The organism is Wolbachia endosymbiont of Drosophila aff. chauvacae BK-2020, assembly GCF_032848195.1.
GTDB lineage: Bacteria > Pseudomonadota > Alphaproteobacteria > Rickettsiales > Anaplasmataceae > Wolbachia > Wolbachia pipientis.
In genome coordinates, this window is record NZ_CP136586.1 from 90,497 (window position 1) to 116,764 (window position 26,268).

Genomic DNA, 26,268 nt, shown 5'->3' on the forward strand with positions numbered 1-26,268 from the left:
ATTGGCGAAAGCAAATACAATAGCTTCAGTTTCATGATAAGGGGGCTGGCGAGGTTTATCAAGCAAGTTTTTTGTTTCTGCGGACTACCTAGATTAATATTATATAGAAGGTTTGCTGCCAATAAAGCCTAAACTTACCAAATACATTTCTGTAGATTCAGATCTACTTGACTTTGGTTTAAAGTATTTTACTGTTTTAAACATTTTTTTTAGCTCGTTACAAAAATCTTTGTCAGATTCTCCTTGGAAAATTTTTACTACAAACGTGCCACCATGACTCAAGAAATGCTTTGCAAAATTGAGCGCTGCTTCGCATAAAAGCATAATTCTGATATGATCCAACGATTTTAAACCACAAGATTCGGGCGCCATGTCAGATAAAATTACATCAAATTTTTGATCCTTGAATTTTTCTCTTAAAATTTCAAACTCATTGATAATATCACATTGTATAAACTCTACTCCATTAATTGCGTTCATTGGTTTTATGTCAAGAGCAACCACATTTGCACCTTTCTGAGATGCAACTTGTGACCATCCACCAGGAGAAGCACCAAGATCAATAATTTTTTGCCCTTCTTGGAATAATTTAAATTTGTTATCCATTTCTACCAGCTTATATGCTGAGCGTGACCTATAACCATCCTTGCTAGTTTTTTGCACATACTGATCATTCAAATGACGATGTAGCCACCTTGTTGAAGATAGTTTTCTGCCTCTAGCCGTCTTTACTCTAGTTTTTATTGCTAATACCCTACTTATTATTGATTATATCTTTAAGCTCTTTTTCAACTACTTCTTTTACCAGTGCATGTAGATATTTATTCAGCCATTCTGAGAGCTGAGGTTTTAAAAGAGATGTAACTAATTCTTCAACAGTAAGGTTCGCTTTTTTTTGTTGTTTATGCTGTAATTCGTTTTGCATTTTTCCAAGCAACGCTTTGATCTCTTCCATATTCTCTTTTAAAATTAGATGATCGTTATTTTGCGCTTGTAAGCCGCTATTACTCGCTTTGTTATTACTCATTTGGATATTATCGTACAAATAAATATCTTTTTTTTCTTCTGAATTGTAGCTATGGCCATTAAATTGGTTATTGTTGCAAGCCATTTCCTCACTTTGGTCATCATTATCAATGTCCTCTTTTTCATTATTTTCTTTTTTGCCATCTTCTTCTATTTCTTCTGGATACTCTTCCTCAAGGTATAGCACATCATCATTTTCATCCTTTATTTCTGCTTTATCGTTACTCGCGTTTTTACCCGATATAGCTTTTTTTATATCTTCTAGGATATCTTTTACAGATTGATTACCTTGTTCATCATGCATAGTGCTAATACCATTAAATTTAGAGGTTTATACTATTTATCATAAAAAGCAAGTTGTAAACACTAATCACATAATTGCTTTTTGCTTCAACTAAGTCTGAACGTGCTTTAAATAATGCATCTTCAGTGTCCAAAAGGTCAGATGTACTCTTTAAATTTAAGCTTACTTCTTGCTCAACTCCTTCCAATGCTAGAGCTGCTGCTTTTTCCGCTTCTTGACTTGCTTTGATAATGGCCTTTGCTGTCAACACATTATTCCAAGCATTTACAACTGCTTGTTCTATATTTTTTACCGTTTCATAATAATCGTAGGTAGATTTTTTTGCATCCATTTTAGCTTTACTGACACCAAAAGCATTAACTCCTCTCTTAAAGATTGGAACATCAAGAGTAAAAACTACATGAACATTTTCTAATAGTTTGTCTACCTTCATACCATCCTCCCCAAAATTTTTGCTTGCACTTAGATTTAAAGAAGGAAGCCACTTGGAGCTTTCAGCAATCACTTCCATTCCGGCTGCTCTTTTTTGATAAACTGCTGCTTTTAGAGATAAATTATTGGTTTTTGCTAACTGTAAACATTCATTTAGCTCTGGAACAGAAGGTAGTTTATCATTAGCTTCAGAAAGGTCATCAGCATCTTCGCCAATCAAATGATAATAAGCAATATTTACCAACTTTAATTTACCTTCAGCATCAACTCTTTCGGATATAGAAGACGAAAATTTTGCTTTTGCTAACAAAACTTCAGCATTGGTTACCTCTCCAAGGGAAAAGCGTTTTTTCATAGCTGACAAATGTTCCAAAGAAACGCGTTCTTTATGTTCTCTGAGCTTTAATATTTCTGTCTTTTGTAAAACATTAACATATGCTTTCACAGCATTAAGTGCAAGCTCTTGTTTTAATTGCTGAAATCGCATCTTTTCTGCTTTGAGAAGATGGCTTGATCGACTGAATGTGGCAAAGGTACCACCGCCATCGATTAATTTCTGGCGCAATGTAAGTTTTTTTTCAGATGTATCAAGATTAAAGTTACTATCGAAATTGTATTGCAAATTAATGTCAGGTAAAAATCCAGCTAACCCAGAAGATTTATAGTGTTTTTCTGCGCTTTTATATTGGTAAAATTGAGACTTTATTTTTGAGCTATTTTTGATGGCTTTGCTTATCACTTCTCCCACATCGGTTGCATAGCAACTTATAGTATTACAAATGATCGCAAGTGTGATAATCAATCGAAACATTCTAATTCCTATGCATATTGGTTGCGCAGCTCAATTACTAACATAAATTACTTTAATAATCAATAACTAATATTGTTGACACTATTGAGAAATTAAGTATATCATAGCTTACTATTGTTGGATCAAATAATGAAGACTTTTTTCTTAAAGGAGAAACAAATCAATAAAAAGTGGTTTGTCATAGATGCAGAAGGATTAGTGGTAGGGAGGCTTGCAGCATTTGTAGCGACACTATTACGTGGAAAGCATAAACCTGAGTATACACCTCATATGGATTGTGGCGATAATGTAATTATTATCAACGCAGAAAAGGTGCATTTCACCGGAAAGAAGCTTAAAGATAAAATTTACTATAAGCATACAGGTTATTCTGGTGGTTTGAAGAAAACTACTCCAGATAATATTTTAAATGGCAAATTTCCTGAGCGTGTAATAGAAATGGCAGTGAAAAGGATGCTTGATGATGGGCCTATGGCACGTAGACGCTTTGAAAATTTGTATGTTTATTCTGGTTCAGAGCATAAGCATCAAGGACAGCAACCTGAAAAGATAGATTTTGCCTCTTTGAATCGTAAAAATAAAAAGTAATGGAGTAAAAATGAAGAGTTCTACAATAAATAACAATGATTGGTCAGAAAAGACAATTAAATCAGCAGTTGATTCGCTTGGTCGTTTATACGCTACAGGCCGAAGAAAAGAATCTGTAGCAAGAGTATGGATAAAGCCGGGGAGTGGAAAATTTAGTGTTAACAAAAAAGGCGATCTAATTTCTTATTTTAAAAGAGAGTCAGTATGCCAAATAGTAAAAATGCCATTTGTTGCAACTTCCACATTGGATAAATACGATGTATTTGCAACTGTAAAAGGTGGAGGGCTATCTGGTCAAGCAGGTGCTCTAGCTCATGGAATAAGCAGAGCTTTAAGTAGTGTAAGCCAAGATTTGCATTCTATACTACGTAATGGTGAGTTCTTAACTAGAGATTCACGTGTTGTTGAACGTAAGAAATATGGTCAACATAAAGCTCGGAAAAAGTGTCAATTTTCTAAGAGATAGTTATTTTATAGGGGTGTTTTTTTGTAAGTATTATACAAATATTTGCAAAAATGTATGATATCCTCTATTTTTGTGATGAATTTAGTTGACTATCGGTGTCAACATAATATGCTATTTATGTGATTTTTTCAATATTAAGGTAATTTATGAGTAAAGAAGATATAATAAAACAATTAAAGGAAGATTGTTCTAGTCAGAATATAGATATAACAAAATCTGATTTGAGCAAGATTCATGATGCGTTTATTAAAATAATAAAGAATGAGCTGCATGGGAAAGGTGAAATACGTTTGCATGGAATAGGAACATTTTCTACTGCTATCAGTCAGGAAAAACAATGTCGTAACCCCCAAAGTGGTCAGATCATGACTGTTCCTAAAAAGACAAGGGTAAAATTTAAAGCAAGCCAAACTCTTTTAAGTATTTTAAATGAGAAGGAAAAAGCAGCAGTTAGTTAGACATTGTCATTTTCATTGTTTTTACTACGCTGTGTAAGCCGTAAAATACAGCTTCGCTAATTAAATAGTGGCCTATGTTAAGAGCTGAGATGTGAGATATTCTTGTCATCTTCTTAGCGTGTTTATAAGTTATGCCATGTCCTGCGTGGCATTCTATTCCTAATTTATTGACGTACTCTGCAGCATTAGTAATTAACTGTAACTTTTTTTCTGATGGATTATCACAGTAATCCCCTGTGTGAATTTCTATTATGTCAGGTTTTGTCCCTAGCTTTTCAAGATATTTTAGTTGATCAATATTTGGATCGATAAACAGTGAGACTTTTATGCTAGAGCTATGCATTTCCTCTATTATACTAGAAAGTTTACTGTGCATATTCACGATATCCAGGCCACCTTCGGTTGTTAATTCTTCTCTTTTTTCTGGTACTATACTAATCGAATAGGGTTTTACCTTTTTTGCTATTTCAAGCATTTCTTCCGTGGCTGCAATTTCAAGATTTAGCTCAGTGCTAATGCTTTTTTTTAGGTTAAATACGTCTTCATCTCTAATATGCCTTCTATCTTCTCGTAAGTGTACAGTAATAAAGTCTGCTCCAGCGTCAATGGCTATTTCTGCTGCTTTCAATGGATCTGGATAAGAAGTTCCACGTGCGTTGCGGAGGGTTGCAACGTGATCGATATTAACACCTAGTTTCACAATCTACCTCAGAAATTATTTATAGATTATACATGTTATTAGGTTTTTTGCATAGTCATTGTTTGACCTTATCCAGAAAAAGTGGAGAGAAAGAAAAGAGTTTTTTTGGGTAAAATAAAATTTTGGAGGATTAGAAATGGCAAGAGAATATACGGCAGAGTTCAAATTGGAAGCTGTTAAGCTGGCAAATGAACAAAGAAAGGTAGGTCAAACAATTACAAAAACAGCAAAGGATTTAGGAATAAAGGGTGGTTTATTAGGAAAATGGATAAAGAAACACAACGAAAAAAAGTCGGCAGCAGATGCATTTCCAGGTAGAGGTAACATGGCTCCTTACGACAAAGAGAGATTTGATTTACAGAAAGAGTTAGCAAAAGTAACAAGGGAAAGAGACATTTAAAAAAAAGCCCTGGCCAGTCAAAAAGAGTAAAATATTTTTTTATAAAAGAGTATAGTAACTGCTATAAAGTACAGGAATTATGTAGGATTTTCTGCTAGTGGCTACTATAAGTGGACCACAAGAAAAATAAGCAGTAGAGAATCAGCAAATAAAGAGCTACTCGCAGCTATTCAAAAAATATATCAAGTTTCTAAATGTAGATATGGAGCTCCTAAAATTCATGCTGAATTAAAGGCTTTGGGTAAAAGTTGCAACTTAAAAACGGTGCAAAGTATTATGCAGAAAAATGACATCAGGGCTATACTGAGAAGAAAGTTTAAAATTAAAAAACAACAAACAGATAATAGAGCTGTAGCTCCCAATATACTAGATCAAAACTTTATTGTTGATCAACCAAATAAAGTATGGGATTACTTACATCAAAACCAAGGAGGGATGGCTATATTTGGCAGCAATAATTCTCACGTATGGTAGTTAATGAGTAGTGCAATAAATAAACAATTGGTTATGAACTCTTTATTAATGGCCATTAATAGGCGTAAACCTGTTAAAAATCTACTGCTGCACAGTGACCAAGGTTCACAATATACTGCGCAAGGGTATCAATATCTCTTAGCTGTAAAGAATATAGATGAGTAATAAAGGCTGTTGTTACGACAATTCTGTTGCAGAAAGCTTCTTTAGCTCATTGAAAAGAGAAATACTTATTGATACTTCACAACACTCTGCTCAACAAACTAGAACTGCAATATTTGAATACATAGAAATTTTTTATAACAAACAACGTCACTATTAACTATTGCATTCCAGAACAATTTGATGCATCATTCTTTTTGTAAAAAACATTCCACACTTTCTCTCCACTTTTTCTGGGTAAGGTCATTTTTGCCTTGACCAAGAAAAAATTCAGCTATTGCCTTACTTTCTCTTGCAACAACTTCTTCCTTAACAATTTTTCCTTTCTCATCAACGATACTTATAAAAGTTTCTTTTAGTGAGATCGCTATAATATTCCATGAGACTGCTCCTACTAATAAAAGTTTAAATTATTTTTGAAGAACTTATTCTACTGAATTCGTTACTTCGTGCTAAAATAATGGACTCCATCATTCAACAGCAATTACAGTATGTTTACCCTTTTTCTTGTTATTTTTCTAATCTATAGCTAGCGTTCAAAACCATATTCGAAAATACGTTTTCGGATTTTTTTTAATGCTGTTTATTTCATCCTCAACATCGTCTCTACCTTTATGAACTAAGTAGCAGCATTAAAAATTATAACGTACCCCTATCTCTAGAGTTGCATCTGGTATTTGTTTTGCTTTTATACCACTTAGTTGCCCACCCATGGTCATACCAACTGCACCAATTATCTGCGGAATAATTTCATAATCAACACCTAACTTTAGTTTATAGGAAATAGAACTCAGTATTTTATCTACTACAGATGAACCAGCAGCTTCACCACCTGATTCTGGAGCACCTTGTGTTTCTTCTTCCTTTTCTTTTTCTTCTTGTGAACTATTGCCATCACCATCAACTGTATCACTAACACCAAAGCCAAAAGGTGTTATTTGGAGATATCCTCCTAAACCTCCGCTGACATATAGTTTAACGGGATCAATATCAAGGTCAGGATAGAAGCGGTAGTTTGCCAATAAGCTAGCTCCTATGCTCTTTAATGACTTAATATTACTGAGAACCTCAAGTTCAAATTTAGAGTTTTGGTCATAATGGTAACCAAGAACAACACCAGGTTTCATTTTAAAGCCACCACCCCAACCAGCACCAAAGTTTAAACCTGCATAGTACTTATCTTCTGACTTACTTGCACTATTACTAGCTGCACCTGCTAGAGATGAAGTAAGCAACACAGCCAAAACGCACAATCTCTTTATTTTCATATAACTCCTCATACAAAAAAATATATAATGCATAAGTATATATCCTTTATATTAAAAAAGATATAACTACATGTCAAAAAAAGTATAGCCATAAAATCAGATTATATAAAACGTACTACTCAGGTCTTTTATATAACTATATTTACTATCTTATTTGGTACAGCATATACAGTGCGAACTTTGCTTTGATCGATCTTACTGGACACAGAGTCTATCGCTATTTTCTTCAATTCTTCTTGAGGTAAGTTAATTGCCACCTTGATTGTTGTACGTAATTTTCCATTGATTTGCACTGCTATAGTTACCGTATCGTCAACTAATAATGATTCATCAGCTTTTGGCCAAGGTTGACCTCCTATTTCTTGCCATAGGCTTTCAGCTAGATGTGGTATGAATGGTTCGATTACTCTGATTAATATACATATACCTTCATCAATAAGAGATTTTCCAGTTTTTACGTCTATTTCAGCTATTAAATTCGTCATCTCACGAAATTTTGCCACTACACAGTTTAATCTGCAGTTTTCCAAGTCATCTGTAAGTCCGTGTAAGAGTTTATGAATTTTTTTTCTGTACTCTAGAAGTCCACCCGTAACATTTTCATTATCATAGTGTATATTTACAGGTCTTAGCTGCATGACCATACGCCACAATTTATTTACATAACGAGAACAACCTTCCACGCCATCATCGGACCATTCCATATCTTTCTCCGGAGGAGTGTCGGACAACACAAACAAGCGAGCAGTATCAGCACCATACTTTTCTATGATAAAGTTTGGGTCAACTGTATTCTTTTTCGATTTGCTCATTTTTTCAACTTTGCCCACTTGAACTTTTGCACCTCGCGCTATTAATTCTTTTGCTTCTGCGGGAAATAGCCACTTACCATTTTCGTCTTTATAAGTTGCATGGCAGACCATTCCTTGAGTGATTAAAGTAGAGAAAGGCTCTTTAATATCAAAATAGCCACATTTGGTTAAAGCACGGCAGAAAAATCTTGAATAAAGCAAATGCAGAATTGCATGTTCTATCCCACCTATATAATAATCAACAGGCATAAAACGATTACATGCATCTTTGTCTATTGATTTATCTTCACTACAGAATGCAGCAAAATACCAGGAAGATTCAAAAAAGGTGTCGAATGTATCAGTTTCACGCTCTGCTTGCTTTCCGCACTTTGGACAATCAACAAATTTCCAAGTTGGGTGCTTATCCAGCGGATTGCCACCACTTGTAAATTCTACATCTATTGGTAGAACTACAGGAAGGTCTTTTTCTGGCACTGGAACAGTTCCGCAATCTTTGCAATATATGATAGGTATAGGGCATCCCCAATAACGCTGCCTTGAAACTCCCCAATCGTGCAAACGATAGTTTATTGTTTTTTTGCCTATTTTTTTTTCTTCAAATTTTTTAACTATGGCTTCCTTTGCTTCACTAACCATTAATCCGTTTAAGAATTCGGAGTTAAACATTGTCCCGTCTCCAGTATACGCCTCCTTTGTCATCTGAGTAGCTTGACACTGGGATCCATTGTAAGAATTCTGGTCACGCGCTGGAATGACACCTAAGTGGGCTGAAGAAATAACGGGAATTATCGGCAAATTATATTTCTGTGCAAATTCAAAGTCACGCTGATCATGTGCAGGGCAACCAAAAATCGCGCCTTCCCCATATTCCATCAACACAAAATTCGCTATGTAAAGCGGCAATTCCTTATCAAGAAATGGATGTTTGACGTTTAATCCGGTGTAAACTCCTATTTTTTCATCGTTCTCTCTTTTTGATTTTATTTCCTGGATCCCAGTGTCAAGCACTGGGATGACAACAGAAGAACCATTCTTTAAATCCTGCACAATAGGATGCTCTGCTGCCACTGCACAAAAAGAAGCCCCAAACAAAGTATGAGGATAAGTTGTAAAAACTTTTAATTTCTTATTCAGGCCAACTACTTCAAACTCTATAGTTGCTCCTTCAGATTTTCCTATCCAACGCTCCTGCATTGTTTTGACTTTTTCTGGCCAATTTTTCAAACTTTGCAGGCACTTGAGTAAATCTTCAGCGAAATCAGTAATCTTTAAAAACCATTGGGACAACTTACGTTTTTCAACAACTGCACCTGATCGCCATCCTTTTCCATCAACCACCTGTTCATTTGCAAGCACTGTTTGGTCCACTGGATCCCAGTTAACCCATGACTCTTTTCGATAGGCAAGCCCATGCTTTAAAAAATCCAGGAAAAATTTTTGTTCGTGTTTATAATAGTCAGGTTCACATGTGGAGAGTTCACGCTCCCAATTATAAGAAAGACCTATAGATTTCAACTGTGTACGCATATTATCTATATTCTCTTTTGTCCATGTTTCGGGGCTAATATTGTTATCCCTTGCTGCATTCTCAGCTGGTAATCCAAACGCATCCCAGCCAATTGGATGCAAAACCTCAAATCCATTAGCTCTCTTGTAACGCGCTATCACATCCCCTATTGCATAGTTACGTAAGTGTCCCATATGAATTTTACCAGATGGATATGGAAACATTTCCAACACGTAACACTTTTCTTGTTTACCACTCTTGCTTACAGAAAAATCCCATTTATCTTGATAAAATTTTTCAACACTTTTAAAATCATATTTCATATAAATCCAAATTCAATTACAGTTCATATGCATCAAAGGATCAACCGCTTGGCCATTATGTCGTATTGTGAAACACATCTGTGGATCTTTATCTTGTGTGCTTGATTTACCTGCAGATCCAATTACTTGACCTTGCTTTACTTTATCGCCAATTTCAACATGTATGTTTTTTAAATAGGAGTACACAGTCATGTAATTATCTTTGTGTTCCACTATAATTAAATTCCCATACCATCTCAGCCCTTTGCCTACATATATCACTTTGCCTGGTGCAGAGGAAACTACGTTCGTTCCATTTTGAGCAGCAATTTTTATGCCATCCTTACACATTTCATCAGAAGAGGTAGCTGAACCTTTAACTGGCATTACAAATTTACAATTTACCCCCACATTTTGTGTATTATTGTTATCTTTGTATATCCTATTTATGATGGCTTTTCTACTTTCTTTTTGCACTGAAGGCTCCCTAATTAAATGGTACTCTCTTGTATATTCCAGATCTCTTTTTCCGTAAAATTCTTCGCCTTTAAGCAGCACAGGTGCAGGTTTTTGCAGGCCACAGCCTATTAATATTGCTAATAACATAAGAAATGAGGCTATATGCCACATTTTAAACTCTCACAAAACTCCAAAATTTTAGCGAGACGTAGTGTTTCACGCCTGCTTGTTACTTTCCTCGTTATTTATTTTACTAGTTAAATAGTCCCTCAAATCGGTGAGTTCTTGCAACAAATTCTTTGTGACTTTTATATCATTACCAAATTCTTTTTGCACTCCTTTTATTGTATATCCTTTATCATATAGCATGTATTTTACTTTCTTTATGGCCTCTATACACTTGCGATCATATAGCCTTCTTCCTTTACGCTTTGTAGGCTTAATTTGATGAAATTGACCTTCCCAAAATCTCAAAACATGCTGTTCCAAATGTAGCTCTTCAGCTACTTCCCCAATCGTATAAAATAATTTTTCCTTGTTCATTAATTATTGATTGATTTTTTTATAATTTTTGAAGGCCTAAAAGAAACTGAATTTCTTGCCTGAATCATCACTTTCTCCGATGTATTTGGTATATTTCCTGGTCTTTCCTTCTTTTTCTTAACCAAGAATGTTCCAAATGACGATATTTTTACTATTCCATCCTTTACCAAGCTTGTCTTTATTTCGTCCAATATATCATCTATTATCGAAACAGAGTCTTCCTTTGATAATCCTATTTCTTGGTTTATATCTCCAGCTATCGTTGCCTTAGTTACTGTTGTGTCTTTTGTTGTAACGTGATCCATTATTGATAAATATTACAATACGTAAATATAATATAGCAATCGACTCGAGATTCAGCTACTTTATTTTTTAGAGTATGTCTCTTTTGTTGCATAATTTAAAATACCGGCAACTATCAATATCGCAAATATTGCAAAAAGTTCCATTTTATGATCTGTAAAAAGTGCTAACATTGACACTATAACTCCACTGCCAATAAACATAAATCCATTGATAATGGATGATGATGTGCTGATGTATTTTCGTTTCACAATCTCGCTGCCGACAGTAAAATTAAGCATATGTCCTCCCGCAAAAAACCCGAACATTAACATACAAAAGTACACAACGTGGACTGTTAAATGGCTGTATAGTAAAATAATAATTGAGACGCCTTGCAATAAAGCAAAAGCAGAAATTACATGTTTCCTATTTTTAAATAAGTTTGAGATTCGATCTGCAATTGGAGCACCAACTGCAAGACCAAGCCATAGTATTGCAGTTGCTATACCTGACTCCATTGCATTGAGTTCTGAGTTGCCCAGTAACCTTGGAGCCCACAAGGTATTAAGTGCTAAAAATGTTCCAAAAGTAATAGCACCCACCACTGAAGTTATCCAGATATATCTTAATTTTAGCACTGTTAATATAGAGCACATTACTGTCTTCATAGAGCTTTTTATTGTGCGCTTTTCTGAGCTGCTTTCTGGAAGTGTGTTTGGACAAAAAAGCGTAAGTACAAATATCAACACACCAAATAGTATTATGCATACAATCAGATTTTTCCAATATGCATCTTCGGCAAGCAAGTTAGAGAACAGTATTTGAATTACCAAAGCAGAAAGGCTTGAAATTGTCTGCACTAGTGAAAACATTAGTCCAAATTGGGCAGCGGAAAAACATATGCTACTTGTGTGAGCAGCACCAATAAAACCAAATGATGCTCCAGTTGCAATCAACACTTGAGACAAAATCAAATGGGGGAAATTGTCACTATTAATAAGGACAAAAAACCCCAAGATCATAGTTGATAACGAGAAAAAATAAATTTTTTTACTGGAAAAAACATTAAACGTTGCTCCACTAAAAAATTGTAAGATGGCGAAAGTCCAAGTATATGCTGAATTAGCCAGTGCAACTTGCGCGATTGTAAGTCCAAGTTCCTTTTCGAGATTTACACTTATAAAGGTATAAATTATCTGCATGTTGCTGAATATGACAACCAAGTTACTAATCAGCCAAATGAACCAAGCCTTAGCTCTGCTTTCCATAAGATTTATTTTTATAAGTAATCTATTAGAAATTTAACACTAAGTCTCTTTTTAAGCTATTGTTTCCTGACTACTGTTATAGCTAACCCAAAAAACGGTTTCCCTACGTCATGCCGCCGCGGTATCTCTTAGCCGCTAACAAGCAGCGGGATGACGATTGTCAGGGTGTCATCCCAGCGCCCCTATGATGTCATCCGAGTAGCCAACACTGGTTTCCATCCAAGACGGTGTCATTCCAGTGCTTGACACTGGAATCCAGACTTTAATTGTTATACTTGTAAATAATCTGGTGAAAATAAACGTTCATCTCAAAATGCAGTATTTTTGTTGAAATAGCTCAACTGGATCCCAGTGTCTGGGCACTGGGATGACACCATAGGAGGCTACTTGGATGACAAAAAAAGGAGCACTGGGATGACAGCAGTCCTACGTCATACCGCCGCGGTATCTCTAGATCCCGCTAACAAGCAGCGGGATGACGAGCTTATCGTCACGCCGCCACGAACCGTCATACCGCGATTCATTCGCGGTATCTCAGCCGCTAACAAGTAGCGGGATGACGGTTGTCAGGGTGTCATGAAAGTAGCTGACACTGGAATCCAGAAAAAAAGAAATATGTATCAGCTACTTTCATTTGCTGCGCCTCGAAAATAAACGTTCATGTAGCTAAGCCATAAATCCAGTATAAAGACCTTTAATCATTGGCTTCGTAGTACTTCTCAACCAACTTATTAAGTAACCTTACACCAAAACCTACTGCTCCTCTTGGACAAATGTCAGTACCTTTCTCGTGCCAAGCAGTGCCTGCGATATCTAAATGTGCCCAGCAAGTTTCATTCACAAAACGCTGTAAAAACTGTGCAGCCATTATGCTATCTCCACCAGAGCCTGCAGGAGCGATGTTTTGAACATCAGCAATCGGTGAATCAATAATTTTGTCATAAGTTTCATTCATAGGAAAACGCCATAACTTCTCATTTACTTCATTTCCTGCATCAATCAGACGGTTTGCTAATTCATCATTATTTGAAAAAAGACCAGCATATTCGTTATTTCCAAGTGCAACCACTATAGCACCAGTTAAAGTTGCAAGATCAATCATAAATTTTGGTGAGAATCTATCTTGCGTATACCATAAAGCATCTGCAAGTATGAGCCTTCCTTCTGCATCGGTGTTCAACACTTCTATTGTTTGTCCAGACATTGAAGTTACTACATCACTTGGTCTTTGAGCATTACCACCCACTGCATTTTCTGCAAGTGCGACCACACCGATCGCATTTACTTTTGCTTTTCGTCCTGCTAAAGCATGCATCACCCCAACCACAGTAGCAGAGCCTGCCATGTCATATTTCATTGACTCCATACCACGTGAAGGTTTGAGTGATACTCCACCAGTGTCAAACGTTATACCTTTACCAACAAAAGCTATAGGCTTTTGTTCTTTAGAAGCTCCATTCCATTTTATCACTACTAATTTTGGTTCTTTACTACTTCCTTGTGCAACTCCAAGCAAGGCTCCCATTTTTTTCTCTTCCATCTGCTTTTTATCAAGCACCTCGATTTCAAGGCCAAGCTTAGTAAGTTCTTTTTTTATATGATCAGCATAGGATTCTGGATATAGAATGTTAGGAGGCTCTGTTATAAAAGAGCGCGCAAGGAATATACTCTCACCTTCTTGCCTTAAGTGCTCAAATGATCTTTCAGCATTACTTAATTGTTCATCTTTTACTAATACGGTAATCTCCTCTACCTCTGTAATTTTCTCATCCTTTTTAGTTTTATACTTATCAAACTTAAAACTACGCAGAAACGCACCATATGCAACATTTGCTGCACTACCTTCGATTAAAACCGCTGCTTTTTTAATTTTTAATCTGCTTAGCTCACAATATATTTTACCACCAATATTTAATTCTTTATTTTCATTCCATTCATCCTTCTTACCCAGTCCAACAACTATAACATTTTTTTCTTCTGGCAAAGCAGTAGAGAAAAATTCACCAAAACTTCCATTGAAATCGCTAAATTGCTTTATATTATCTATGACCTGTTTTCCTTGCAAAACTCCGCCATCATTTACGGTTTCGTTGTCTTCAAATAAACCCATTACTATTGTTTTAAAATCGGGCGAAATTTTAGAAATTGTTATTTTCATTGCTGGTATCTCCGTTGCAAATAATTGTAAACTGTACATAAAACATAGCAGAAACATCAGTAAGATATTTTTCATATACATCCTAAGTACAATAACACTTAAGTTTACTATGGACTCCCTTACATGCAAGGTTTTTTATCTTTTATTAGAGAACTTATTATATCCGCCCAAGGTAATGTTAAACGTATAGGTTTTTATGACCTGATCACTGTAAGTAAATGGTGTTATGAGAAGGCTTGCAAGCCCATTACTAACAAAATCTTCAAGAACAGGATCAGCGCAATTATCGCAATTATGGTCAGCAAAAAACATTTGCGTTGTGAATTCTGGAAAATCCGGATGTTGAACTAGAAAGTTGATATGTGGAGCTCTATCACCAATTTTACCAGGTGCTATCGTAATAAAATTATAATAGCCAAGATTATTCACTACAAACCTTCCTGATCCAGCAAAATTCAGATCATCCTCTATATTCTTATCGTAATGGTTCACGCCGCGTGAATTCGCGTGCCATATAGAAACTACAGCATTTTGTATTGGTAAGCAGTTTATATCAGTAATTCTACCCACTATGTGTATTAATTCCCCTATTGCACTATTTGGAGAACCAGGTTTCCTTCTTAAATTGTTTGAAGAGCTAAAATTTTTTGGCCTTGCATCAAGGTCATATATTTCCGGAGTTTTAATGCAGTTGAGCAAAACAGGATCAGCTGCAAATAGCGGCAAACTGAATATCATTTGTACTAAAAGTGCTAACAAGATATTTTTCACATTCATTTCATTTATAATAGACTTCTTGCATAACCATATAACAAACTTTTATTGGAAATAGAAACGAAAAAACTTGCTTGACACCCTTCGCCAGCCCCCTTATCATGAAACTGAAGGTATTCAGTTATCTTCATCTGTGCAGATTAAACAGCAAGAAAACAACGTAGTTGGCGTCTTATTTTTAATTTTTTGCACTATGTGCACCTTATGTCTTCACAATATTTCTAGGTTTTTACCTACACAAGCTGAAACGCGCTATTTAAAACATTAAAAAACGCCAACTTAAAAAATGGATAGTGAATAACTAGCTACCCTAGGGTTTCTTTTGCCTTTTTTTCTGTTTAGTAAATTGTATCCGTTCAGCGGAGTGGTAGAATAAGGTAGACAAAGCAAGATAATAAAGATAATCATAGAGCAAAAGTGAGGTAATGTGGTAAACCTTTGAGAACTTTGCAAAAATTTACAGCAAAAAATAGAAAAACTGAAAGCAGAGATAGAAAACTTAAAAGCAGAAAATAAAGCTTTAAAGATAGAGAACGCTGAATTAAAGGAAAGGCTTGGTTTAAACTCGAAAAATTCATCTCTACCGAGCTCTAAAGAATTGTACAAAACAAAAAAGGACAAGCCAAAAAGCGAAAGGAATGTTGGCGATCAGGTTGGGCATAAAGGAAATTTTCATGCCACAATGGAAGCGGATAAAGTAGTAAAAATAGAGTTGCCTAATATTTGCGAATGCGGAGGAGAGCTTGTAATATGCGAAAAACCTTATGTTCACCAAAAAGTTGATCTTCCGGAAATTAGGCCTTATGTAGTAATTGGAACATGGTCGTTGTTGGAGATGCAGAAAAAGAAAAAGTAGCAAGTTACCAGAAGGTGTTACGCCAGATACATTTGGTCCAAGGGTTAAGTCTATAATTGCAGCACTCAGCGGATTTTACAAAAACTCAAAGCGTGAAGTGGCTAGTATCATAAATGACATTTTTAATTTGAACATAAGTGTTGGCAGCATATCAAATCTTACTATTACCCACAAATATAAATGTACTTATAAATAAAGTATTACAATATTAAAGTTTGCAAATATTGAGGGTATAAAAATGGCAAACGAGAGTAATGAATGGGCTAAAAATGAATTTGGAGATGCTGTACTTGGAGATAAAAGATTAACTGACCGATTAGTAAAGATTGCTGATAGTTTGATAAGTTTACCTGAAAGCTCAATTAATGAGGCATGCGGAAGTTGGTTAGAAGCAAAAGCAGCATAACGTTTTTTTCAAAATGAGAACGTAAAAGAAGTCGATATTCTAGCTTCACACATTGATAAAACAGTTGAAAGAACAAAAGCTCATAAAAGAATTCTTGTGATTCAAGATACAACTTATATTTCATACTCAAGCCATAAGCGGATTGGGAACTATTGCTGAAAAAGGAGCAGTAATGCATACAGCCCTTGCTGTTAGTACGGAAGCTGGGAATACTGGATCAAAAGATTTACTCGAGGCAACTCATTTCTGAAGAAGAAAAAAGACTAAAGAGCCATCGTAACAACGTTCATATTGAGGATAAAGAAAGTATGAAATGGCTAGAAAGTTTAAAGAAAACAAATAATATTATAGATCTGGCCCAAACCGAAGCTATAACTGTGTGTGACAGAGAAGCAGATATGCATGATTTTTTTGAACTTGCACATAATCTTAACTCAGCAATTTTAGTAAGAGCTCGCCACAACAGAAATGTAAATAAAAAATTCATGCATACCAGGAACAAGCAAAAATTATGGTCATTTATCCAAGGCCTCCCTTGCGCTGGAAAAGTAGAAGTTGAAATCCCTGCTAGAGATAACAAGCAAAAAAGGACAGCGTTTTTAGAAATTAGATTCGGAAAATTTATCACATGAAGGCCATATAAAATGTAAAGAAGGTCACATAAAATATAAACCGACAGAGTCTACAACTTCACGCAATTCATGTTGTTGAAAAAAACTCTCCTCCCGAAGCAAGTCCTCTAGAGTGGATGCTTTTTTCCGGTCAGTACTTTTGAAGAAGCTGTTGAAAAAGTTAGTTGGTATTGTTTGAGATGGAAAATAGAGATATTGCATAAGATTTTAAAATCTGGTCTCAAAGTTGAGGAATGTAGACTTGGAACAGCAGAAAGATTAATGAGGTATTTAACAGTCATGAGCATTATTGCTTGGAGAATTTTCTTTATTACATCAATTGCAAGAACTAACCCAACATTACTATGTACTGCCTTATTAGCTGAGGAAGAATGGAAAGTTTTATATGTTAAAATACACAGGAAACCATGTCCAAATATAGCCCCTACTATAAAAGAAGCCGTTTCGTGAACTTGGAGGTCATTTAGCAAGAAAAAGCGACCCAAAACCAGGACCAATTACTCTTTGGAAAGGGTGGAGACGTCTCTTTGATCTAGCAGAAGGATGGAGACTTGCTCATGAACCTCATATTTGTGGGTAATAGTAAGGTTTCTAAGGGAGGGAGTAGTAGTAATACTGCTTCCTTACCTGACCAGTTTGCTCGTGATAAAGGTTTTGAGAAACGAGCTCAACTATATGCTGCTAAGGCTTACTCAAGGCAAGCTGATAAATCTGGTAAGTACATTGATTTAAAGAAGGTTTTCTTTATTGCTATCTCTAATTGTAATTTATTTCCTGATAAGCTTGATTATATATCCAGCCACACTATAAGAGATGAGAAAACCAATGAGCATGACTTAAAAGATTTTCAATTTGTATTTATTGAACTACCTAAATTTCCTAAGAATAAGGAAGAACAGCTAGAAAGCATAGTGGATCGTTGGTTATTTTTCTTCAGTGCGACCCGGAAAGCCGTGGTTTTGTGATGGTTAAATTCCATCTTCCCTAGACATCGGGGATAATGTATGTCTCACATTTCAAAGGATGGCAACCTTTGGGATGCAAGTATGAGATAAAAGCAGGTAACACTAAACCTCATGGTGAATCCCTGCAAACAGAGTTAGATATGATTACGAGAGGAACCTATGTTTGAATTGTCGTCAAAGCATAGTATGCGAAAAGAGGTTGAACTACGCATAGACCAAAATGGTACGAAGCAAAAGGGGAACTAAAGATTGAAGACTTTAGTTATTGATGTTCCCAGCTTCCGGCAAATAGTAGGAATCTAAGTTTAACGTGAAACGAAGCTATGGAACGGAGTAACCACATAAAAGCTCTTATATTCATTAAATATAAGTAGGTAGCCAACCACAAGCTGCTATGTGGAAGGATTGTTTAAGAAGCTAATGCCCAAAGTAATATCTGGGATATGCAGACGTAAACACTTTAATTTGGAAGGTAAAGTGGTGAATAGTAGTGAATATGTTATGGACCAGCAAAAAGCTAGGTATGAATGGAATGGAATTCCTTGGCGAAAGCTGAAGAAATCTTCATTTAAGCTACAAAAACGAATTTACCAAGCCTCTAAATGTAATGATATCAAAAAGATGCACAACCTTCAGAGATTATTACTCAAATCAACAAGTGCAAGAACGATCGCAGTTAGAAGGGTAACTCAGGACAACAGAGGGAAAAAAACTGCAGGTATTGATGGAAAAGCTAACCTTAGTCAAAAAGAAAGATTGCAATTGGCAAACTCCTTAGATATAAGAGAGAAGGCAAAGCCATCAAGACGTGTCTGGATCCCAAAACCTGGTAAGCCATCGGAATATCGCCCGCTTGGTATACCAACTATATCGTGTCGAGCAAAACAAACGCTTGTAAAAATGGTGTTGGAACCAGAATGGGAGGCAAAACTTGAGCCAAACACTTATGGTTTTAGACCTGGTAGATCATGTCATGATGCAATTGAAGCCATATTTAATGTGCTAAAACAGAAAACAGCATATGTATTAGATGCTGATATTTCTGGATGCTTTGACAATATTAACCATAATAAACTGCTTGAAAACCACACCAGCGTTAAAGAAAATCATAAGAGGATGGTTAGAAGCGGGTGTTATGGAAGATGGAAAGCTTCAATCCACAAAACGTGGTACAATTCAAGGAGGCACCGTTGCTAGCTTGTGTTGCATTACACGGATTAGAGCAACATGTCAAAAAAGCATTAACAAACGAACTCTTTCAATGCATGAAAAGAAAATATGGTAGGATATCGCATAAAAACGCGCAAAAGTCTATTAGTGTAATTTTCTACTGTGATGATTTTGTCATCATACATGAAAACGAAGAGATTATTCTTAAAGCAAAAATTTTAGTTGAAGAATGGTTAGAAACCATTGGACTAAAATTAAAGCCCTCTAAAACAAGAATTTCTCATACATTAAGAACCATTGACGAAACAAAACCAGGATTTGATTTTCTTGGATTTTCAATAAGACAATATCCAACAAAAGAAAGTAAAAAAGGTTACACATTATTAATAAAACCAAGTCGTAATTCTATAAAGCAGCATACATTTGCTATTAAACATAAACTTAGAGAAATGCGTGGGGCGCCACAGGAAGTAATAATAAGGAATCTCAATCCAATAAACAGAGGATGGAGTCAATATTACTCTTCGGTAGTTTCATGTAAAATCTTTAGCTCATTGGATAATACTATACATAGAAAGCTCTGGAAGTGGGCAGTCTTTAGGCACCCAAACAAAGGGAAATGCTGGATAAAAAGAAAATACTTTAAAAAGTATAATAACGATAACTGGCGTTTTATGACAAGTAACAAGATACATCTTATTATACACAGCGATCATGTTATTAAACGACATATCAAAGTGCAAAAAACCAGATCTCCATATGATGGTGATTGGGTATATTGGGGTAATCGTCTTAGAGAAATACCAGATAAGCCATCGAGAGTAATAAAACTATTGAAGTTACAACAAAGTAAATGCGGTAATTGTAGACTATGGTTTGAAAGTGATGATATAATAGAAATACATCATAAAGACCGGAATAGACGAAACAATATGATCAAAAATTTATCTTTGTTACATGGGCATTGTCACGATGAATTACACAGGAGGTGTGCATGACAAGCACCAAATTAGAGAGAAGCCGTATGAGGCGCAAAGTCTCACGTACGGTTTTGAAGTCGAGTGAGGAGGGGCGACCTTCTTCACTTAGACAACAGTATGCAGATGAAACTACAGATGAAGACCTAAGGAATATAGCAGAAAAATCACCAATAATAAAGTTAGCCTACGATGAATTAGACAGGTTTAGCTGGAATGAAAAAGATTTAGTAGCATATGAAGAAAGAATAATGGATCTGCGGAAAGAAGAAGCCATTCTTGAATACAAACTTGAGGAAGGTATAGAGAAAGGAAAAATCGAAGTTGCAAAAAATTTACTTAAAGCTGGTGTATCTGTTAATTTAATAGCTGAATCCACTGGCCTTTCTCAAGCTGAAATTGTACAGCTTAAGCAAGAAGTGGCCTAAGTATCACGTTTTTCAGGGCTTTTTTAGCTCGGCAGTGGTCTGAAAAGTCCATTTTTCACTTTATAAAATGTTTATATTTTACCACCTACTTTATTTGAATAAGTTCTTCTGCCACACTCTGAACGGATACTTGAATCAGGCTCAAGTTGACAAGTAGATGTTATCTTGTTATAATAAATATTTATTAATTTAATCTTAACTTAAGAGGGTATTTATGGTAGCAAGTGATAGTGTTTTAAAAAGGTATGCGTTAGCCTATATAAAGAAATTAGGTAATAATAATAATATTGAAGGGCTTCTACAGTATTGTAATAATACACCGAATTTAACTTGGAGCAAGGAGAATTTTAAAAATGTGTATGAAGAATTTACACATCCAAATTCAAGCAATAGGCACGATACAGGAAGCAGAAATGATCAATATAACGCAGGGAATAACGCACAACCTACAGGCTCTCAGATTACACATATACATGTACACAATAGAGGTTTAGACTTTTGGGATTATTTGCTATTACAATGCTGGATGGATTCTTTATTCGGTGGACGTGGGCACACTACGGTTAATAATATAACGAATATTAACAATGGTAATACCACTCATCAAGGGAGAAAAGAGAATAAAAAAGAATCAGAAGACAGTAGAAAGCTATTAGCTTTGGGTATAGTAGCTGCAGTTGTGTGTGTTGCTTTCCATGCTGGTATGTGTTTTTGGTATAACAGCAGCAGAAAAGTGGCTAGAAAAGAAGAAAAAACAGATTACCTGGATAGTAAATTTAAAACGTTCAGAAATATAGAATTTGCGGTTGGCGTTGTTTCTTTGGCAGCTTTGGTAGCTTGTGCTGTTTACCCAGTCTTACCAGTGTGGGGTTTAGCTATCCTTGGCGTTAATTCTCTCGTATGTTTTGCTGGTGGTTTAGCTTTTCATATGAAGCATGAGGAAGAATTAGAAAATATCGAGAAAGCTAAAGGAGCGGTAGATAGCTGTCTTAGACAAGGGCATGGTTATGGAGATTCTTCTCGTTATGATGCACCACCTCCTTACTTTTCTCAAGATCCTAATACTACTCCAACTGCTCCTCCTTGTAGTGAATTTGATAATTCTAATGCGAAACGGCAGTTTGAGAATTGTGAGGGGTTCACGTATGATAGAAATCAATAGTTTTATTTTTAGCCAAATTAATTGAATCAAGCTACAAAACCTGCTAAAGTTAACTTTGTGAAAGCACCCTTAGCTCAGTTGGATTAGAGCATTTGACTACGGATCAAAAGGTCGGGCGTTCAAGTCGCTCAGGGTGCACCACATTTTATAGGAAACAGAAGTCACACTTGAAATTAATATATGTAATACCTATCTTTAAAGGTTAAGCACTAAACTATTATATATGAGCAAAAAAGACTACTATGATCTGCTGGAAGTAGGCAGAAATGCCAGTATTGATGAGATAAAAAAAGCGTATAAAAAATTAGCATTAAAATATCATCCTGATAGAAATCCTGGCAATCAAGAAGCAGAGGAAAAATTTAAAGAAGTAACAGCTGCATATGAAGTTCTGTCTGACTCTGAGAAAAGGGCAGGCTATGACCGTTATGGCCACGAAGGTGCTTCTGGTGGATTTCAAGGCTTTAGCTCTGCAGGAGATTTTAGCGACATATTCAATGACTTCTTTGGTGGAGGATTCGGTGGTGGTGCAAGTAGATCGAGAGCAAAAAGAAGTACAACAGGAGTATCTGGAGCAGACCTACGTTATGATCTTGAAATTACCTTAGAAGATGCATTTAAAGGAATACAAGCGCCTATACATTATGTGACAAATGTAAAATGTGATACATGCCAAGGCACAGGTGGCGAAGGAGCAATTAAACCAGTTCAGTGCCACACATGCCAGGGAAGCGGTAGGATTAGAACTCAACAAGGCTTTTTTACCATCGAAAGAACATGTACTACATGCTATGGGGAAGGAGAAATAATACAAAACAAATGTAAGAAATGTGGTGGAAGTGGACGTAGAAGAGATGAAGTAAATATATCCGTTTCAATTCCAAAAGGCATAGAAGAAGGAGCTAAGGTAAGGATAAGTGGTAAAGGAGAAGCTGGAACAAAAGGTGGAAAAAGTGGAGATTTATACGTATACGTGAAAATAATTTTCCATAAAATCTTTGCTAGAAATAAAGCAGATTTACACTGTAAAGTGCCTATAAGAATGACACTAGCAGTGCTTGGTGGTGAAATCGATATTCAATCAATTGATGGAGCTAAAATAAAAGTAAAGGTCCCTGAAGGCACTCAAACTGGTACCAAACTACGTTGTAGGGAAAAGGGTATGCCATATATGAACTCACATGCTCGTGGTGATTTATACGTACAGGTAATAGTTGAGACTTTAAATCCAAAAAATTTAACTAAAAAGCAAATTGAACTATTAAAAGCGCTTGAAGAAGAGGAAAATGCAAGTGTACAACAGCAATCTGAAGGGTTTTTTAGTAAAGTAAAAAAAAAATAAGAAATCTGCTAAATGACATTAAAGGGGTAACTGTTTACGGGTTTTCATTTAATCCTGCAATTCTTTGACCTTATTAATGGAAAACTTAACAATAGTGTTATTATTAGCCAACAGAAACTTCTTAGTTCCTTAAAACTATGTAAAAGCAATAAATTTCTTTATTTAAGGTCGAAGTTTTGCTATTCTCAGGTTTTAATAATTTAAATTTAATGAATATAAACAAAAATGAGTTTTTATTTCTTCCGCTTGGGGGAGTAGGAAGAATCGGGATGAATGTTAGCCTATATCATTACCAAGGTAAGTGGATTATGATCGACCTTGGTGTTGGTTTTGCAGATGAAACTATGCCAGGTGTTGAGCTGCTCATTGCTGATATAGATTTTATTGCTCAAAGAAAAAAAGATTTACTTGGAATAATAATTACACATGCACATGAGGACCACTGCGGTGCAGTGCCCCACTTGTGGGAAGAGTTGCAGTGCTCCATATATACAACAAAGTTTACGGTTAATTTTCTTAAAGAGAAACTAAAAGAATTTCGATTGGAAGGTATAGTGCCTGTGAAAGAGGTAGACATAAATGGCAGCATAAATTTGGGTCCTTTTACCGTCGAGTTTATAAATGTAACTCATTCAATTCCTGAGGCAAATTCAATATTAATTAGCACTGAAATGGGTAGTGCACTCCATACCGGAGACTGGAAATTTGATCCAAAACCTGTTGTTGGATTAACTTCTAATATGGAGCATCTAAAAGAAATTGGCGATAAAGGTGACCTGCTTGCAGCAATTTGCGATTCAACCAATATATTAAGCAAGCATCACCCTGAGTCAGAAGGTGAAATTTATAATAATATTTATAACATAATAAAGCGGTCTAAAAAATTAGTTGCTGTTTCGCTATTCGCTTCAAATGTGGCACGAATTGAAACGATAAGCCAAGCTGCAAAAGCACTAAATAGAAAAGTAGTTTTACTTGGTAGATCTTTATGGAGAATAGTGAAAGTTGCGCAAGATAGTGGTTATTTAACTGATTCTCCTCAGTTTCTTGAAGCAAAGGAAGCAGTAAATTTTCCAAGGGAAGAACTGGTGCTACTTTGCACAGGTTGTCAAGGTGAGCCACTGGCAGCTACCGCAAGACTTGCTGCTAAGAGTCATCAAGCATTTAAAATGCAGCAAGGTGATACCATGATCTTTTCGTCAAAAATCATTCCTGGAAATGAAACTCGTGCGCACAACATGCTCAATGCCTTTATTGAGATGGGGGTAGAAGTTATTACTGAAAAAACAGAGCATGTTCATGCTTCTGGGCATCCAACAAGAGAAGAGCTAAAGGAAATGTATTCTTTAATAAAACCGAAGATGTCTATTCCAGTTCACGGCGAATATATTCACACGCATGCACATGTAAAATTTGCTAAAGAGTGCGGTGTGGCAAAAGCAATAATGATTGCACCAGGTGATATTGTTAATTTGGAGAACGGAGAAAAGGTTGATTCAATTGATGTTGACTACTTTGGTATTGATGGTATGTTGCTACGTCATCCGGAGAGCAGTGTTATAAAAATGCGTAAAAGAATGAGAGATGCCGGAGTTATTGTGGTAACAGCAGTTGTAAACAAGAAAAATAAATTGCTTGCTAAACCAAAAGTATTTGTACCTGGTGTTTTTGAAGTGCTAGAAGATGCAGCTACCATACAGAAAATTGTCAAGAAAGTTGAGTCGTTGTTTAGTTTGCAGCCAACAAAAAAAATTAAAAATAAGATTGAAAGTTCAATATTGAGTATCTTAAAGGAATATTTACTAAAAAGGCCTATAATTGAGGTTCAGATAGAACAGGTATGAAATGAATGAAGCTATTCGTTCATCTGGTGTTATTTATTTCGTTATTTATTCCTTATTTTACAAAAGCTGCTTTATATGTTGATATAAAAAAAAGCAGTGTTGGTAACATTGGTCTTGTTGTATCTAAATGTACATGTAAAACAGCGTTGGAAAGCGAATTAAGCGAAAATATTGCAAAGGTAATAGGAACAAATTTATCTAATTGTGGCTTATTTAATGTAAAACGTGGCGCGGAAGCTGAATCTAAATCTTGGAAAAGCGATACTGTAGTCACAGTAAGTTTAAGCGAAATATCTGGTAGTGCATTAGAGCTATCATTTCGTTTATTTGACGCTTTTACAAAAAGAGAATTACTTACTCAGTCAGTTGTTTTTCCAGCAAAAGACTGGAGAAAAATTGGTCACCTCGTTTCGGATGTGATACATGATAGATTAATTGGTGAGAAAGGGCACTTCAACACAAAAATCACGTATATCGCTGAAGAAAAAGATAGCAACTACAAATCTGTGCGTAAAATTGCTGTGATGAATCAAGATGGAAGTAATATAAAATACTTAACAAATGGCGATAGATTTGTGTCAACACCGAGATTCTCACCAAATGGAAAGGGTATTGTTTATATCTCGTACGCAAATGGTAAAAGTTATATAATATTAAAAAATTTAAAAGATAACACTGAATCAATAATCAGCGCATTTGAAGGAGTTGTTTCTGCACCAAGATTTTCTCCCGATGGTAAATCTCTTTTAATTTCCCACTCATTGGGTGGTGAAACGAATATATTATCTTTGGATTTAAGTAGTAACCGAACAAAAAAAATTACTAAAGGTTCAGCTATAAGCACTTCTCCCTCTTTTTCTCCAGATCAAAAGTATATGGCTTTTAGTTCTGATATAAGTGGGAGTCAGCAACTGTACGTTATCGATTTTACTAACAAAAGTAAAAAACCTAAAAGAATTAGTTTTGGAAGTGGAAGATATGCTACGCCTGTTTGGTCGCCAAAAGGAGATCTGATAGCTTTTACAAAGATTCAGTCAGGAAAATTTTACATAGGAGTTATGAAGCCAGATGGCAAAGAAGAACGTCTGCTTTCAGAGGGGCATAAAATTGAATCCCCGGCATGGTTACCAAATGGTAGAGAAATCATTTTTACAAGAACAGAATCACCAAGCAACTCTAAACTATATTTAGTAGACTTAGTAAAGAAAAATCAAAAAATGGTTTCCACTCCCACAAATGCTTCTTTACCGGATTGGTCTTATTTTTGAAAGTAGATCTATTATAGA

22 protein-coding genes, 1 tRNA gene and 5 pseudogenes are annotated in these 26,268 nt (G+C 35.6%); 15 read left to right on the forward strand and 13 right to left on the reverse strand.

Annotation, left to right across the window (positions count from 1 at the left end):
• Positions 1 to 99: 99 nt before the first annotated feature.
• From R0F62_RS00500 to R0F62_RS00510, 3 genes are all read right to left on the reverse strand, one after another.
• Positions 100 to 678: an RlmE family RNA methyltransferase gene (locus R0F62_RS00500; RefSeq protein WP_010962344.1), complete on the reverse strand. Its 579-nt coding sequence runs from the start codon at positions 676 to 678 to the stop codon at positions 100 to 102.
• A gap of 76 nt (positions 679 to 754) precedes the next feature.
• Entirely contained in the window at positions 755 to 1,330 is a 576-nt protein-coding gene (locus R0F62_RS00505; protein ID WP_010082598.1) for a PopZ family protein, read from the reverse strand.
• A 19-nt stretch (positions 1,331 to 1,349) separates the two neighbouring features.
• Positions 1,350 to 2,573: a TolC family protein gene (locus R0F62_RS00510; RefSeq protein WP_274979250.1), complete on the reverse strand. Its 1,224-nt coding sequence runs from the start codon at positions 2,571 to 2,573 to the stop codon at positions 1,350 to 1,352.
• A 129-nt stretch (positions 2,574 to 2,702) separates the two neighbouring features.
• Here R0F62_RS00510 and rplM point away from each other — a divergent pair, with 129 nt between their 5' ends.
• The 3 genes from rplM (at position 2,703) to R0F62_RS00525 (ending at position 4,085) form a co-directional block, all read left to right on the forward strand.
• Positions 2,703 to 3,161: a 50S ribosomal protein L13 gene (rplM, locus tag R0F62_RS00515; protein ID WP_010082596.1), complete on the forward strand. Its 459-nt coding sequence runs from the start codon at positions 2,703 to 2,705 to the stop codon at positions 3,159 to 3,161.
• 10 nt (positions 3,162 to 3,171) lie between these two features.
• Positions 3,172 to 3,627, forward strand: coding sequence for a 30S ribosomal protein S9 (gene rpsI / locus R0F62_RS00520; RefSeq protein ID WP_006279875.1), 456 nt, complete (start codon positions 3,172 to 3,174; stop codon positions 3,625 to 3,627).
• A 146-nt stretch (positions 3,628 to 3,773) separates the two neighbouring features.
• A complete protein-coding gene (locus tag R0F62_RS00525) occupies positions 3,774 to 4,085 on the forward strand; it encodes an HU family DNA-binding protein (RefSeq protein WP_010082594.1) in 312 nt (103 codons plus the stop codon).
• Here the strand turns inward: R0F62_RS00525 and R0F62_RS00530 are convergent.
• A complete protein-coding gene (locus R0F62_RS00530; protein WP_190321110.1) occupies positions 4,078 to 4,785 on the reverse strand; it encodes a pyridoxine 5'-phosphate synthase in 708 nt (235 codons plus the stop codon). The genes R0F62_RS00525 and R0F62_RS00530 overlap by 8 nt on opposite strands.
• A gap of 136 nt (positions 4,786 to 4,921) precedes the next feature.
• On the opposite strand from R0F62_RS00530, the pseudogene R0F62_RS06715 reads away from it, so the two are divergent.
• Positions 4,922 to 6,024: pseudogene (locus R0F62_RS06715) on the forward strand (IS3 family transposase).
• 429 nt (positions 6,025 to 6,453) lie between these two features.
• Here the strand turns inward: R0F62_RS06715 and R0F62_RS00555 are convergent.
• From R0F62_RS00555 to R0F62_RS00595, 9 genes are all read right to left on the reverse strand, one after another.
• Complete coding sequence (locus R0F62_RS00555) at positions 6,454 to 7,089, reverse strand: hypothetical protein (RefSeq protein WP_274979102.1); 636 nt, start codon at positions 7,087 to 7,089, stop codon at positions 6,454 to 6,456.
• Between the two features lie 128 nt (positions 7,090 to 7,217).
• A complete protein-coding gene (gene leuS, locus R0F62_RS00560; protein WP_010962340.1) occupies positions 7,218 to 9,734 on the reverse strand; it encodes a leucine--tRNA ligase in 2,517 nt (838 codons plus the stop codon).
• A gap of 12 nt (positions 9,735 to 9,746) precedes the next feature.
• The gene (locus R0F62_RS00565; RefSeq protein WP_006279879.1) at positions 9,747 to 10,343 is read right to left on the reverse strand and encodes a murein hydrolase activator EnvC family protein; all 597 of its coding nucleotides are present in this window, start codon (positions 10,341 to 10,343) and stop codon (positions 9,747 to 9,749) included.
• A gap of 45 nt (positions 10,344 to 10,388) precedes the next feature.
• Positions 10,389 to 10,715, reverse strand: coding sequence for a MerR family transcriptional regulator (locus R0F62_RS00570; RefSeq protein WP_006279880.1), 327 nt, complete (start codon positions 10,713 to 10,715; stop codon positions 10,389 to 10,391).
• Positions 10,715 to 11,020: an integration host factor subunit alpha gene (locus R0F62_RS00575; protein ID WP_006279881.1), complete on the reverse strand. Its 306-nt coding sequence runs from the start codon at positions 11,018 to 11,020 to the stop codon at positions 10,715 to 10,717. The genes R0F62_RS00570 and R0F62_RS00575 overlap by 1 nt, the downstream gene beginning before the upstream one ends.
• Before the next feature lie 60 nt (positions 11,021 to 11,080).
• Positions 11,081 to 12,268, reverse strand: coding sequence for an MFS transporter (locus R0F62_RS00580; protein ID WP_274979103.1), 1,188 nt, complete (start codon positions 12,266 to 12,268; stop codon positions 11,081 to 11,083).
• Between the two features lie 694 nt (positions 12,269 to 12,962).
• The gene (locus R0F62_RS00585; RefSeq protein ID WP_010962337.1) at positions 12,963 to 14,465 is read right to left on the reverse strand and encodes a leucyl aminopeptidase; all 1,503 of its coding nucleotides are present in this window, start codon (positions 14,463 to 14,465) and stop codon (positions 12,963 to 12,965) included.
• Between the two features lie 96 nt (positions 14,466 to 14,561).
• Complete coding sequence (locus R0F62_RS00590; protein ID WP_010962336.1) at positions 14,562 to 15,203, reverse strand: protocatechuate 3,4-dioxygenase; 642 nt, start codon at positions 15,201 to 15,203, stop codon at positions 14,562 to 14,564.
• Between the two features lie 5 nt (positions 15,204 to 15,208).
• Positions 15,209 to 15,331 carry a hypothetical protein gene (locus R0F62_RS00595; RefSeq protein ID WP_255322264.1) on the reverse strand — a complete coding sequence of 41 codons (123 nt, stop codon included), beginning with the start codon at positions 15,329 to 15,331 and terminating at the stop codon, positions 15,209 to 15,211.
• A gap of 338 nt (positions 15,332 to 15,669) precedes the next feature.
• Between R0F62_RS00595 and R0F62_RS00600 the strand changes: the two are divergent.
• From R0F62_RS00600 to R0F62_RS00650, 11 genes and pseudogenes are all read left to right on the forward strand, one after another.
• A pseudogene (locus R0F62_RS00600) lies at positions 15,670 to 16,240 on the forward strand (DUF6444 domain-containing protein); the annotation flags it as partial.
• Between the two features lie 54 nt (positions 16,241 to 16,294).
• A pseudogene (locus R0F62_RS00605) lies at positions 16,295 to 17,674 on the forward strand (IS4 family transposase).
• Positions 17,675 to 17,726: 52 nt separating this feature from the next.
• Positions 17,727 to 18,029: pseudogene (locus R0F62_RS00610) on the forward strand (PD-(D/E)XK nuclease family transposase); the annotation flags it as partial.
• Positions 18,030 to 18,479: 450 nt separating this feature from the next.
• Positions 18,480 to 19,256, forward strand: a complete 777-nt coding sequence (locus tag R0F62_RS00615; protein ID WP_213863355.1) for a reverse transcriptase N-terminal domain-containing protein — start codon at positions 18,480 to 18,482, stop codon at positions 19,254 to 19,256.
• The gene (locus tag R0F62_RS00620; protein WP_197907114.1) at positions 19,202 to 20,227 is read left to right on the forward strand and encodes a group II intron maturase-specific domain-containing protein; all 1,026 of its coding nucleotides are present in this window, start codon (positions 19,202 to 19,204) and stop codon (positions 20,225 to 20,227) included. Before R0F62_RS00615 ends, R0F62_RS00620 begins: the two co-directional genes overlap by 55 nt.
• 95 nt (positions 20,228 to 20,322) lie before the next feature.
• A pseudogene (locus R0F62_RS00625) lies at positions 20,323 to 20,634 on the forward strand (Rpn family recombination-promoting nuclease/putative transposase); the annotation flags it as partial.
• 214 nt (positions 20,635 to 20,848) lie between these two features.
• Positions 20,849 to 21,796, forward strand: coding sequence for a hypothetical protein (locus tag R0F62_RS00630; protein WP_274979022.1), 948 nt, complete (start codon positions 20,849 to 20,851; stop codon positions 21,794 to 21,796).
• 63 nt (positions 21,797 to 21,859) lie between these two features.
• Positions 21,860 to 21,937, forward strand: a tRNA-Arg gene (locus R0F62_RS00635).
• Between the two features lie 82 nt (positions 21,938 to 22,019).
• Positions 22,020 to 23,138, forward strand: a complete 1,119-nt coding sequence (gene dnaJ, locus R0F62_RS00640) for a molecular chaperone DnaJ (protein WP_012673045.1) — start codon at positions 22,020 to 22,022, stop codon at positions 23,136 to 23,138.
• 209 nt (positions 23,139 to 23,347) lie between these two features.
• Positions 23,348 to 24,982 (forward strand): ribonuclease J, encoded by a 1,635-nt coding sequence (locus R0F62_RS00645; RefSeq protein WP_274979021.1) that lies wholly within the window; start codon positions 23,348 to 23,350, stop codon positions 24,980 to 24,982.
• 5 nt (positions 24,983 to 24,987) lie between these two features.
• A complete protein-coding gene (locus tag R0F62_RS00650) occupies positions 24,988 to 26,250 on the forward strand; it encodes a protein TolB (RefSeq protein WP_274979020.1) in 1,263 nt (420 codons plus the stop codon).
• Positions 26,251 to 26,268 lie beyond the last annotated feature (18 nt).